The sequence below is a fragment of the Zemynaea arenosa genome, from assembly GCF_004614185.1.
GTDB classification, from domain to species: domain Bacteria; phylum Pseudomonadota; class Gammaproteobacteria; order Burkholderiales; family Burkholderiaceae_D; genus Telluria; species Telluria arenosa.
The window spans coordinates 1-11,320 of record NZ_SPVF01000133.1 but is presented as its reverse complement, the minus strand read 5'-3'; the positions used below and the strand labels follow the sequence as shown (position 1 = coordinate 11,320).

Here is an 11,320-nt window from a genome sequence, read left to right as displayed (position 1 = left end):
GGCGGCGAGCGTGCAGGCGGTGCAGAGCGTAGGCGCGATGCGCGCGGCGGATGTCGTCATGTTGGCGGTCGCGGATGACCAGATCGCGCCGGCCGCGGCTGCGCTGGCGGCGGCGCGCGAGGCTTGGCTGCGCGGGGCGGTCGTCTTTCACTGCAGCGGCGCGAAGGCATCCGATGCGCTGCAGGTGCTGCGGGACGCAGGCGCCTTCGTGGCTTCGGTCCACCCGATCCGCAGCTTTGCAGACCCCGGGCGCGTGAGTGCCGACTTCGCGGGCACCTTCTGCGGCATCGAGGGCGATCCGCAGGCCCTGGCCGTGCTGACCCCGGCCTTCGAACGCATCGGCGCCCGGCTGGTCTCGATTGAGGCGGCCGCGAAGACGGTCTACCACGCCGCCTCCGTGTTCGCCTCCAACTACCTGGTCACCGTGATGGATGCCGCCCTGCGCGCCTACCAGGCCGCCGGCATCCCCGAGCCGGTCGCGCGCGAGCTGGCCGCCCCGCTGGCCAGCGAAACCCTCGCCAACGTCCTGCGCCTCGGCGCAGCGCCCGCGCTGACCGGCCCGATCGCCCGCGGCGACCTGGGCACGGTGTCCCGCCAGCAAGAGGCGGTCACCGCATGGGATGAGCCCACCGGCCGCCTGTACGCCGCTCTTGCCGAATCAACCATGGACGTCGCGGCAAGAAAGCGCCGCCCCGCGTAACCAACCGTCGCAAACTGATGCTTCCATGCAAAAAGATGCATCAATGCATCGACAAATGCATCAAATCGACATAAGCTTTGAGGTCTGAGGAATTGTCTATGCATGGCCCCCGCCGTGCGCCCAGGAGACCCTAACATGTTGTTTTTGAAGAGCACTTCCGTCACCAAGGCCCCCGGTATTTATGATGTCGACGTGGCCGCCAAGCCGCCCGGCAAGACCTATGGCGTGTTCATGGCGACCGACCCGGACAATCCGCCGCAGGCCGTGCTGGCCGCGCTGACCGAGCTGGGTTTCCACAACACCTACCGCCAGGCCTACACCCACAAGGACAAGGGCAAGGTGCTCGACCTGCACTTCCAGAAGAACGGCACCGACCTGTTCAACGGCTGGAAGGCCGAAGAGTGCGAAGCCAACCTGAAGGCGATTCACGACCTGTTCGGCAACGTCGGCATCACCATCACGCCGCGCGTGATGTCGCTGGCCGAAGCCTACTCGTAATCCCGCCCGGGCCGGCCGGCCCTACTGCACCTCGATGTGATACAGCGCCCACGGGCAGTTGCCAAACCGTTCCTGAACGGGTTTGGCGGCCATGCCCGGGACGCGGTCCGCGTCGTACACCGCCCATAGCGGACCCAGCCCTCCCAGCGGGAGCGGCTTGCCGTCCAGGTGCGTCGCCACGATGAAGCGGTCGCTGCGGGCCTGTTGTTCGGGCAGCGTCACTGCATAGCCATCCACCGCGCGCAACACCAGCCGCGTGCCGCCGGTCGGCAGCGCGCCGGCCGCTTTCACGACATCCAGCAGCAGCGGGCCGCGCAGCGTGTGCGGATTGCTGTCGTATTCCAGCGTCGGGCGGATCGTCACGGCCTTGAGTGCACTGAGGGCCGCCCAGTCGAAGGCCCAGGCCTTGTCAAACTGCACGCCCTGCTTCTTCATCATCTGGTCCAGTGCCGGGTCCAGCGGGCCGCGGTTGGCCTTGCCGATCATGCCGGTGACGGTCAGCAGGGTCGGGCCAGCGCTGGCCTTGGCGGTCGAGGCCGCCTCGGCAAGGGAGGGGAGAGCGCCCGCCACCGCGGCGGTTGCGAGAAAGCGGCGTTTGTCCATGCGAAAATCTCCCCAGTCTGTGGTCGAAAGTTGAATTCTCAGCAATGGATTTGTTCACGTCAAGCGCCGGGCTGCAGCCCGTGCCCCTGCCAGACGGCGAGCTCTGGTACATGCCCCAGCTGCCGCTGCCTTGGCCGAATGCCGAGGTCTACCAGCGGCTGATTGCCGAGACCGCATGGAAGGCTGAGTCCATCGTCCTGTTCGGCCAGAGCCACCTACAGCCGCGGCTGACAGCCTGGCACGGTGACCGGCGCTACACCTACTCCGGCCTCACGCTGGACCCGGAGCCGTGGACGCCGTTGCTGTCCACCATCGGCGATGCGGTGCAGCGCGAGACCGGGCGGGACTTCAATAGCGTGCTCCTCAACTACTATCGCAACGAGCGCGACAGCATGGGCATGCACAGCGACGACGAGGCCGAACTTGGTCCGGAACCAGCGATCGCCTCACTGACTTTCGGCACCGAACGCGTTTTCATCCTGCGCCATAAGCGTACGGGTGAGCTGAAAAAGCTACCGTTGGGCGATGGCAGCCTGTTACTGATGGCGGGAACCACGCAACAATTCTGGCTCCACGGCCTCAACAAATCGAGCAGACCACTTGGGGGCAGACTGAACCTAACTTTCCGCTATATCGTGTAATTTTGACGATTTGAGATCATTTCTTAATTGAATCGGTAGTCAGTAAGGGCTTGAATTTGTAAAAACGGTCCTTACAATTGATTACAGTTCTTACCGTTCCCCTACGGCTTTGTCATTTTGACGATGCTAAATTGGAACCCTCGCGATTCACCGGAATTGCGAACCAGAAAATCCGGTTCAACAACATTAAGGAATACATCTCATGAAAAAACTGATCCTTGCCCTGATCGCCGGCGCTGCCGCCCTGTCCGCATCCGCCCAGACCACCTCCCCGAAAGCCTATGTGGGCGTCGGTGTGAACTTTGCTGACCGCAACTATGCCAGCCCGGCCGGCGCCACCAACCTGGACGATGACGGCTACCGCGCCTCCGGCAAGATCTTCGGCGGCTACGAGTTCGACAACATGTGGGGCATGGAAGCCGGCTACACCGACTTCCGCAAGTCCAACAGCAGCTACACCCTGAACGGCACCCGCAGCTCGGTGTCGAACGACGGCCACGCCTGGTACCTGGCCGCCAAGGCGACCGCTCCGGTCAACGACCAGTTCAACGTGTTCGGCAAGCTGGGCGTGACGCAGGTGAAGTACAACCAGGGCCTGGTGTCGGATGACAAGACCGGCGCCTATGCCGCCCTCGGCGCGGAGTACAAGGTGAACCAGAACGTGTCGTTCACCGCCGAGTACGAGCGCTATGGCAAGTCCAATGACTTCGGCCCGAAGCCGAACACCTGGACGCTGGCTGCCAAGTACAGCTTCTAAAGTTCTGCGCTTGAGCTGACGCGCGCGAGGGCGCGTCAGCGGATCGCTGGAGAAAGGGCCTGCGGGCCCTTTTTCTTGTCCGCCACCGGCGCGGTGGCGCGGTGAATGGAGGACCAGAGCCAGTCTTCCGGCCGCTCGCACAAGCCGTGGCGCTGGGGATTGGTGTGGATGTAGTCGACCAGCAATTGGCGCTCGGCCTCGTCGGTGATCTGGCGGTTCATGAACAGCGGCTCCCAGACCACGCCCGCATGGCGCGTGCCCTCGGACTTGCGCAGCGCTTTCGAAAACCCGATCTTGACGGCCCGCCAGCGGGCGGCGAAGTCGGTGTCCCCGGCGGGCAAGGTCCAGATCGAGTGCACGTGGTTGGGCAGCACCACCCAGGCGTCGACATCGAACGGCTGGCGCGCCCGCGCGTGGCGGATGGCCTCGCCAAAGGCGGGGAAATGCTCGGTCAGCAAAGTGCTGTCAGGGTCGAGCAGGCGCACGGTGAAGAAAAACGTGTTCCCGCTCGTGAAGCGCCCTGGGCGCGTGATGTCTTTGGTAGGCATGACGACCAGTGTGCAAAAGCGCGCGGCACGGCGTGCCAACTAGCGCAAGCGTGCGGCGGGAACTTTTCGCCGCACCAGCCCACTCTAGCCCAAAGGAAATTTCCGCGCTGCACGATTGATGTTGCGTCAACGCCGCACTTTCTGCTGACGCCCCCCACCGGGGCCTGACCCCATCGGGATCGTTGGTTCGATAGGGTCAGGCCTGGAAGCCGCCGTCGATCGTGAGGCTGGCGCCCGTGAGGTAGGACGCTTCCGCGCTGCTGAGCCAGGCGACGAAGGCGGCGATCTCGCTCACGTCGGCATAGCGGTTGAGCGCCGTCGACGCACGCACCATGGCCGCGAAGTCGCCGCTGTCCGGATTCATGTCCGTGTCCACCGGCCCCGGCTGCACGTTGTTGACCGTGATTCCGCGCGGCCCAAGGTCGCGCGCCAGACCGCGCACCAGCCCGGCCACTGCGGCCTTGCTCATCGCATACGGCGCCATGCCGGGGAAGGGGGCCCGGCCGGCGTTGGTGCTGCCGATGGTGATGATCCGCCCGCCACTGCCGAGATGCCGCGCCGCTTCCTGCGCGGCCACGAACACGCCGCGCACATTCACGGCCAGCGTGCGGTCAAAATCGTCCAACTTGAACTCGTCGATGGTCCCCGGCGTGAACACGCCTGCGTTGGCGACCAGAATGTCCAGCCCGCCCATGCGGTCGGCCGCCTTGGCGATGGCGCCGGACAGGGCCGCCGCATCGGCGCTGTCGGCCTGGATGGCTTGCGCCTTGCCGCCATTGGAGACGATCTCCGCCGCCAGTGCCTCAGCCGTATCGCGGCTGCCGACGTAAGTGAACGCCAACTCCGCCCCGTCGCGCGCCAGCCGCCGGACGATCGCCGCGCCGATGCCGCGTGCGCCGCCGGTGACGAAAGCTTTCTTGCCGCTGAGGTCTGCCATGATCAACTCCTGTGTCAAAAATGTTGTGGAGTGATCAGTATGGTCACGACGATTCGCAACGACTAGTCAGCAATTGGATGCATCAGTTGATACCAGTGGTTTAGAATCTACGCGCCATGGAAACCCTTAGCAGCATCGAATGCTTCGTCCGCACGGCCGAATCCGGCAGCTTTTCGGAAGCCGCCCGCCGGCTTGGGCTGACTTCGGCCGCCGTCGGCAAGAGTGTCGCCAAGCTGGAGCACAGCGTTGGAGTCCGCCTGTTCGTCCGCACCACGCGCAAGCTCACACTGACCGAAGCAGGGGAGCGCTTTCTGGCCGAAGTCGGCACCAGCCTGTCCACCATCACCGCGGCGGTCGACAACCTCGCGTCCTCCGCCGGCCAGCCGGCTGGCACCCTGCGCGTGAGCATGGGCACCACCTTCGGCCTCACCTACGTCGTGCCTCTGCTCGACGAATTCCTGCAGCGCTACCCCGCCATCCGCCCCGACTGGCACCTGAGCGACCGCACCGTGGACCTGGTCGCGGAGAAGTTCGACGCAGCCATCGGCGGGGGCTTCCAGCTCGACCCCGGCGTGATCGCGCGCGAACTCGCGCCCGCGCACCGCATGCTGGTCGCGGCGCCCGGATATCTTGAGAAGCACGCAAAGATAGAAAAACCCGCCGACCTGGCCAGCCACCCCGGCATCTTCGTGCGCTCCCCGCAAACGGGCCGCGTGCGCAACCTGCCGCTGCTCGATGCGAACGCCGAACAGGCGCCCCTGCTGCTCAAGCCCGAGATCACGATGAGCGAGCCCGATGCCGTCTGCCGCCTCGCGCGCGCAGGCCTCGGCATCGCGCTCGCACCGGTTACGCACGCGCTGCCCTACCTGGACGCCGGCACCCTGGTGCGCGTGCTCCCGCAGTGGTACGCCGACGCCGGCACGCTCTCGATCTACTTCCCCGCCCGCACCCTGCTGCCATCCAAGACGCGCGTGTTCGTCGACTTCATCGTGGACGCCTTCCGCGCAAAAAAATGGGCCGAGCGTTTCGACGCCCGGCCCCGTCCCTGAGCGCCGCCCGAAGGCCGCGCCGCAGGCCACCGCTCAGTGGCTGAGCGGCTTGTAGCGAATACGCTTCGGCTTCGCGCCTTCCTCGCCGAGGCGCTTCTTCTTGTCCGCCTCGTATTCCTGGTAGTTCCCGTTGAAGAAGGTGACCTGCGAGTTGCCCTCGAACGCCAGGATGTGGGTCGCAATGCGGTCCAGGAACCAGCGGTCGTGCGAGATCACCAGCACGCTGCCCGCGAATTCGAGCAGCGCGTCTTCCAGCGCGCGCAGGGTCTCCACGTCCAGGTCATTGGACGGTTCGTCCAGCAGCAGCACGTTGCCGCCCTTGAGCAGCGTCTTGGCCAGGTGCAGGCGCCCGCGCTCGCCGCCGGACAGGTTGCCCACCACCTTCTGCTGGTCCGCGCCCTTGAAGTTGAAGCGGCCGAGATAAGCGCGCGACGGCATGTCGAAGCGGCCCACCTGCAGCGAGTCCGCGCCGCCGGTGACGTCTTCGAACACGGTCTTCTGGTTCTCCAGGTTGTCGCGCGACTGGTCGACCATCGACACGCGCGCGGTCTGGCCGATCACCACTTCGCCGCTATCGGGCTTCTCGGCGCCGGTGATCATGCGGAACAGGGTCGACTTACCGGCGCCGTTCGGGCCGATGATGCCGACGATCGCGCCCGGCGGCACGGTGAAGGACAGGTCGTCGATCAGCAGCCGGTCGCCAAACGCCTTGGACACGTTCTTGAATTCGATGACTTCATTGCCGAGGCGCTCCGCCACCGGAATGAAGATCTCCTGCGTCTCATTGCGCTTCTGGTATTCGTATTCGGACAGCTCGTTGAAGCGCTGCAGGCGGGCCTTGGACTTGGCCTGGCGCGCCTTCGGATTCTGGCGCGCCCACTCCAGCTCTTTGGCCAGCGCTTTCTGGCGGGCCGATTCCTGCGCCTCTTCCTGCTTCAGGCGCGCTTCCTTCTGCTCCAGCCACGAGCTGTAGTTACCCTTCCAAGGGATGCCATGGCCGCGGTCCAGTTCCAGGATCCACTCGGCGGCGTTGTCGAGGAAGTAGCGGTCGTGGGTGATGCCGACCACGGTGCCCGGGAAGCGCAGCAGGAACTGCTCCAGCCACTCCACCGATTCCGCGTCCAGGTGGTTGGTCGGTTCGTCCAGCAGCAGCATGTCCGGCTTGGACAGCAGCAGCTTGCACAGCGCCACGCGGCGCTTCTCGCCGCCAGACAGCACGCCGATCTTGGCGTCCCACGGCGGCAGGCGCAGGGCGTCCGCGGCCATCTCCATTTGCAGATTCAGGTTGCCGCCATCGGCCGCCGCGATGATCGATTCCAGGCGCTCCTGCTCTTTCGCGAGCGCGTCGAAGTCTGCGTCCTCCTCGGCGTAGGCTGCGTACACGGCTTCCAGTTTGGCCTGCGCTTCAAAGGCTTCGCCCAGGCCCGATTCGACTTCCTGGCGCACGGTTTTTTCCGGATCGAGCTGCGGCTCCTGCGGCAGGTAGCCGATGTTCAGGCCCGGCATCGGGCGCGCTTCGCCCTGGATGTCGGTGTCGATGCCAGCCATGATCTTCAGCAGCGTGGACTTGCCCGACCCGTTCAAACCCAGCACGCCGATTTTGGCGCCGGGGAAGAAGGACAGCGAGATGTCCTTCAGGATCTGGCGTTTGGGCGGGACGATCTTGCCCACGCGGTTCATGGTGTAGACGTAGTTGGCCATTGTGTTCTGGTCTCAGGGGGGAATTCGTTGGAAGGACGACAGCATACGCCAAAAGGGGCGCGGACGGTAGCTCGGCACGTCCGCTCACAGCCTCACTTTCGCTGCCACAGTCCTTCTGCCGCATACAGCGCGAGCGCGCCCCAGATCATCGCGAAACCGACCAGTTTCGCGGCGCTGAACGGCTCATGGAACAGCGCCACGCCGAGCAGGAACTGGATCGAGGGCGAGATGTACTGCAGCAGCCCGAGGACCGACAGGGGGATGCGCCGAGCACCTGCCGCGAACAGCAGCAGCGGGATCGCGGTGGTCGGGCCGAGACCCGCCAGCAGCCAGGGCGTGCTCGCGCTTTCCGTATTCACGAACGCGTTCTGCCCATGCACCGACAGCCACGCGTAGTAGGCCACCGCGAACGGGAACAGCACCATGGTCTCGAACGACAGCCCTTCCAGCGCACCGAGTGCGGCGGTCTTGCGCATCAGCCCATAGCCGCCGAACGAGAACGCGAGGATCAGCGAAATCCATGGCACGGTGCCGGACTGCCAGGTGAGCCACAACACACCCGCCGCCGCCAGCCCGATCGCCGCCCACTGCCCGCGCCGCAGACGCTCGTGCAAGAACACGTAGCCCAGCATGATGTTCACCAGCGGGTTGATGAAGTAGCCGAGCGACGATTCCAGCACGTGCCCGTTGTTGACGGCCCAGATGTACACCAGCCAGTTGACCGTGAGGAGGGCCGAACTGGCCGCGAAGCTGGCCACCACGCGCGGCTTGGCCAGCAGCTGCGGGAGCCATTTCCACTGCCGCCGCACGGTCAGCACGATGGCCAGCAGCGCGAGCGACCACAGGACCCGGTGCATCAGGATCTGCGTGGACGGCACCTCGCCGATCGCATGAAAGTACAGCGGGAACAGGCCCCAGCACAGGAAGGCCAGGGTGGCGTAGAGGATACCGGAGCTCATGGTGGCGGCGGGACAAGGCGATGACGGAACTGGCCATTATCCCGCGCCCGCAAGAATCGCGCTGGCGGCGGAACGAAACCGCCAGCACTTGGTGATGCAGGTGCCGCGCTACTGGCCGACCGCGTACAGCCGCGCGTTGTTGATGGCGTAGACCTTGCCGTCCGCGCCGATCGCCGTCGGCGTGTAGGATTCGCCCAGGCCGTTGTTGAACTTGACGTTCTCGCTGAGCGTGTTGGTGGCGAGATCCCAGCGGTACAGGTGCCCGTCCTCGCTGTTCACGAGGATCGACTTGGTGGCCGGGTCCACGGCTGCCACATTGACGCACCATTCGGTCACGCCGCCCGGGTAGTTCGGATCGGGCGTGGGGCCCAGGATGGTCAGGATTTCCTTCATGACCTGCACCGATGCGGTCTGCGCGATGCTGTCGCCCTGCGCCGCGTGCGGGTCCAGCACCGCCACCTTGTTCTTCGAGTCGCCGCTGCCGGAGCGTCCGTAGTTGTTGTACTTCGTGGTGATCAGATAGCTCGAGCTGCCGGTGTAGCTGGGGACCATGGAGGCCGGCACGATGGATGGCGTGTCGTCCCAGCCGAACGAGCCTGGGATCAGGGTCTGCGCCAGGTCGGCGCTGTAGTGCAGCAGCCAGCCGCGCTGGTTGTGCTGGGCGGGCGTGTATTCGAGCACGCCGATGTACACCTCCCCGTCGGGACCGACCGTGGGCGACGCGGTGCTGTCGTCGGTAACGCGCGCGGGGGCCTTGTCGTACGGGTCCATCAGCTTGACGCGCGACTTGGCCGCCAGCGTGGCCGCGTCCAGCGCCACCAGGTAGCCGAATCCATTGCTGCCGCTGTTGACGACCACATACAGCGTCTTGCCGTCCTTGGACACGGCAGGTGCGCTGTTCATTGCCACCTTCACGATCGCCGGATCGGCGGCCAGCGTGGTGGCCGCGGCCCAGCTGCCCTTGCCGTCCGCGCCGATGCGGGCAATGCCACTCTTCAGGTTCGCCGGGTTGCCCGCGTTCGCGATGAAGCCGAAGTAGATATTCCCCGCGCTGTCCGCAGTGATCGGCGTATCGATGATAACGTTCGCGTCCAGCGCGGCCTTGTTGGCGGTGTACACGGCACTGTCGTAGAAGTAGGCCGTCTGCGTGGTGGAGGTGGCGGAATCCGCGTCGTCCCGGTAGTACACCTTGCCGCCCGCCCCGGCCGCGTACACGCGGTTGGCGGCCGTCAGGGTGACATTGTAGGGTGGCGTCCAGTTATGGGGCGGCATGACGTAGTCGGATTCCACGCTGTATTTGAGGTCCCCGTTGCTGCCGTCGCGGGCATCGAAACCGAACTTGGTGGCCGAGCGCTTGATGGGGATGATCACGGTGTTCTTGGTGGTGATCACGGGCGAGCCATAGTGCACCAGCAGATAGCCCTGGGCCGTGTAGGTCGGCGCCTGGTCGACCTGCGTTTGCCAGACGACGCGCTTGAGCGGCTGCGTAGCGATCTGGCCGAGAGAGCTGTGCTGCGCGTCGCTGCCGTAGCTGGTCCACGCCGGGCCGTTCACCGCCACCGGCGGCGGGGGAGGAGGGGGCGGAGGATCGACGACCACCGGGCTGCTACCGCCACCCCCGCCACCGCATGACGCCAGCGCCACCACGGCAGCCACCGCCAGCAGTGCGCGCATCTCATTGACCTTCATCGCCGCCTCCCGTTTTTCAATGCCGCAAGGGTGCACCGAAGTGCGCAAAAACTCAAGCGCCAGCTCAGCGGTGCGCGGCTGGCCCGCGCTAGGGCATCGGCTGGGCGCAAAAACCCTTGCGGTTCGTTGACGGGCCATGCGCGCAGCCGGGATACTCGGACGCTTCGACAAGACCGGGGACCTTCAGCATGTCTGCTTCGAAAATCGCTGTGTGCGTATGCATGTTGGCCAGCGCGGTGGTGCGCGCCGACGAACCCGCGTTCGATCCCACCGCCATCGCCCGCGAAGCGATCGGCCGGGTGCGCACGATGGCCCTGCGCACGCGCGCGGTCGACTGGCCTGCGCTGGAAACGCGCGTGCTGGCCGCCGCGATCGGCGCGAAGGACAAGATCGATCTGCTGCCGGCCTTCTTCATCCTGCTCGATGGGCTGGGCGATGGGCACAGCTTCGTCGGGGTCCATCAAAGCGTGCGGACCGCCTTCAAGGAACGCTATGGGCGCGAATTCGACAGTGGACGCAAGCGCCGCGGCATGACGTCGGAGTTCATGGGCAGGCAGGACCCCTTCACTCGTCCACTCGCGATCGGGCCGCGCCAGGCCACCCTGGTGGTGGTGCGTTCCGGCGGCGGCATGGGCGGCCAGAACACCCTGGACTACGCCAGCCATCTGTTTGGCGCGATCGCCGCCGCCGCCCCGTCCAGCTGCGGCTACGTGGTGGACGTACGTGGCAACACCGGCGGAAACATCTGGCCCATGCTCGGGGGCGTGAGTGCGCTGCTGGGCGATGAGGTGGTCCAGTACGGGATCGACCGGGATGGCCAGCGTGCGCTCGTCTTTCACCTGCGCCAAGGCGCCGCCTTGATCACCCGCGAGGGGAAGGAGACTGAGATGCTGCGCGTGCCCGGCTGGCGTGCCTTGCCGGGGCTGGACCAGCGTCCGGTCGCGGTGCTCACCGATGACGCCTCCGCCAGTTCCGGCGAGGGCATCGCGATCGCTTTCCACGGCCGTCCGCACACCCGCAGCTTTGGCCAGACCACGTATGGATCGGCCACCTCCAACCAGAACTTCGAGCTGGCCGGGGTTGGCCTGTTCGTCACCACCCACGAGATGGCGGACCGGCAGGGCACCGTGTTCCCGCGGGGCGTGGCACCGGACGTCGCGGCGCCCACCGGCCCCGCCGCCACGCAAGGCGATGACCCGGTCCTGCGTGCCGCCCAGGCCTGGCTGGCGTCGCAGGCG

Annotated in this window: 12 protein-coding genes; 6 read left to right on the top strand and 6 right to left on the bottom strand. The window is 65.9% G+C overall.

Features of this window, described 5'->3' with window-relative positions:
* Both E4L96_RS10610 and E4L96_RS10605 read left to right on the top strand, forming a co-directional pair.
* A partial coding sequence (locus E4L96_RS10610) for a Rossmann-like and DUF2520 domain-containing protein (RefSeq protein WP_135207190.1) occupies nucleotides 1-700 on the top strand: 700 nt, incomplete at its 5' end.
* A 135-nt stretch (nucleotides 701-835) separates the two neighbouring features.
* Complete coding sequence (locus E4L96_RS10605; RefSeq protein ID WP_135207189.1) at nucleotides 836-1,198, top strand: hypothetical protein; 363 nt, start codon at nucleotides 836-838, stop codon at nucleotides 1,196-1,198.
* Between the two features lie 21 nt (nucleotides 1,199-1,219).
* On the opposite strand, the gene E4L96_RS10600 is transcribed toward E4L96_RS10605, so the two are convergent.
* Nucleotides 1,220-1,801, bottom strand: a complete 582-nt coding sequence (locus tag E4L96_RS10600; RefSeq protein ID WP_135207188.1) for a putative pterin-binding protein — start codon at nucleotides 1,799-1,801, stop codon at nucleotides 1,220-1,222.
* 44 nt (nucleotides 1,802-1,845) lie between these two features.
* On the opposite strand from E4L96_RS10600, the gene E4L96_RS10595 reads away from it, so the two are divergent.
* Both E4L96_RS10595 and E4L96_RS10590 read left to right on the top strand, forming a co-directional pair.
* Nucleotides 1,846-2,442 (top strand): alpha-ketoglutarate-dependent dioxygenase AlkB family protein, encoded by a 597-nt coding sequence (locus tag E4L96_RS10595; protein WP_135207187.1) that lies wholly within the window; start codon nucleotides 1,846-1,848, stop codon nucleotides 2,440-2,442.
* Between the two features lie 202 nt (nucleotides 2,443-2,644).
* The gene (locus tag E4L96_RS10590; RefSeq protein WP_135207186.1) at nucleotides 2,645-3,199 is read left to right on the top strand and encodes a porin family protein; all 555 of its coding nucleotides are present in this window, start codon (nucleotides 2,645-2,647) and stop codon (nucleotides 3,197-3,199) included.
* Nucleotides 3,200-3,234: 35 nt separating this feature from the next.
* On the opposite strand, the gene E4L96_RS10585 is transcribed toward E4L96_RS10590, so the two are convergent.
* Nucleotides 3,235-3,747, bottom strand: coding sequence for an REP-associated tyrosine transposase (locus E4L96_RS10585; RefSeq protein WP_135207185.1), 513 nt, complete (start codon nucleotides 3,745-3,747; stop codon nucleotides 3,235-3,237).
* A 196-nt stretch (nucleotides 3,748-3,943) separates the two neighbouring features.
* Entirely contained in the window at nucleotides 3,944-4,684 is a 741-nt protein-coding gene (locus E4L96_RS10580; RefSeq protein ID WP_181017607.1) for a 3-oxoacyl-ACP reductase family protein, read from the bottom strand.
* Between the two features lie 116 nt (nucleotides 4,685-4,800).
* On the opposite strand from E4L96_RS10580, the gene E4L96_RS10575 reads away from it, so the two are divergent.
* Nucleotides 4,801-5,733, top strand: coding sequence for a LysR family transcriptional regulator (locus E4L96_RS10575; protein WP_135207184.1), 933 nt, complete (start codon nucleotides 4,801-4,803; stop codon nucleotides 5,731-5,733).
* A gap of 33 nt (nucleotides 5,734-5,766) precedes the next feature.
* On the opposite strand, the gene ettA is transcribed toward E4L96_RS10575, so the two are convergent.
* The 3 genes from ettA to E4L96_RS10560 all read right to left on the bottom strand — a co-directional run bounded on the left by ettA (nucleotide 5,767) and on the right by E4L96_RS10560 (nucleotide 10,082).
* Nucleotides 5,767-7,434: an energy-dependent translational throttle protein EttA gene (gene ettA / locus E4L96_RS10570; protein ID WP_135207183.1), complete on the bottom strand. Its 1,668-nt coding sequence runs from the start codon at nucleotides 7,432-7,434 to the stop codon at nucleotides 5,767-5,769.
* 92 nt (nucleotides 7,435-7,526) lie between these two features.
* Nucleotides 7,527-8,393 carry an EamA family transporter RarD gene (rarD, locus tag E4L96_RS10565; RefSeq protein ID WP_135207182.1) on the bottom strand — a complete coding sequence of 289 codons (867 nt, stop codon included), beginning with the start codon at nucleotides 8,391-8,393 and terminating at the stop codon, nucleotides 7,527-7,529.
* A 108-nt stretch (nucleotides 8,394-8,501) separates the two neighbouring features.
* Nucleotides 8,502-10,082 (bottom strand): hypothetical protein, encoded by a 1,581-nt coding sequence (locus E4L96_RS10560; RefSeq protein ID WP_135207181.1) that lies wholly within the window; start codon nucleotides 10,080-10,082, stop codon nucleotides 8,502-8,504.
* A gap of 188 nt (nucleotides 10,083-10,270) precedes the next feature.
* On the opposite strand from E4L96_RS10560, the gene E4L96_RS10555 reads away from it, so the two are divergent.
* A partial coding sequence (locus tag E4L96_RS10555) for a S41 family peptidase (protein WP_135207180.1) occupies nucleotides 10,271-11,320 on the top strand: 1,050 nt, incomplete at its 3' end.

Excerpts from the sequence above, each read along its gene's own strand:
- E4L96_RS10605 (WP_135207189.1), top strand. The coding sequence starts at position 836 with ATGTTGTTTTTGAAGAGCACTTCCGTCACCAAGGCCCCCGGTATTTAT.
- E4L96_RS10600 (WP_135207188.1), bottom strand. The coding sequence starts at position 1,801 with ATGGACAAACGCCGCTTTCTCGCAACCGCCGCGGTGGCGGGCGCTCTC.
- E4L96_RS10595 (WP_135207187.1), top strand. The coding sequence starts at position 1,846 with ATGGATTTGTTCACGTCAAGCGCCGGGCTGCAGCCCGTGCCCCTGCCA.
- E4L96_RS10590 (WP_135207186.1), top strand. The coding sequence starts at position 2,645 with ATGAAAAAACTGATCCTTGCCCTGATCGCCGGCGCTGCCGCCCTGTCC.
- E4L96_RS10585 (WP_135207185.1), bottom strand. The coding sequence starts at position 3,747 with ATGCCTACCAAAGACATCACGCGCCCAGGGCGCTTCACGAGCGGGAAC.
- E4L96_RS10580 (WP_181017607.1), bottom strand. The coding sequence starts at position 4,684 with ATGGCAGACCTCAGCGGCAAGAAAGCTTTCGTCACCGGCGGCGCACGC.
- E4L96_RS10575 (WP_135207184.1), top strand. The coding sequence starts at position 4,801 with ATGGAAACCCTTAGCAGCATCGAATGCTTCGTCCGCACGGCCGAATCC.
- ettA (WP_135207183.1), bottom strand. The coding sequence starts at position 7,434 with ATGGCCAACTACGTCTACACCATGAACCGCGTGGGCAAGATCGTCCCG.
- rarD (WP_135207182.1), bottom strand. The coding sequence starts at position 8,393 with ATGAGCTCCGGTATCCTCTACGCCACCCTGGCCTTCCTGTGCTGGGGC.
- E4L96_RS10560 (WP_135207181.1), bottom strand. The coding sequence starts at position 10,082 with ATGAAGGTCAATGAGATGCGCGCACTGCTGGCGGTGGCTGCCGTGGTG.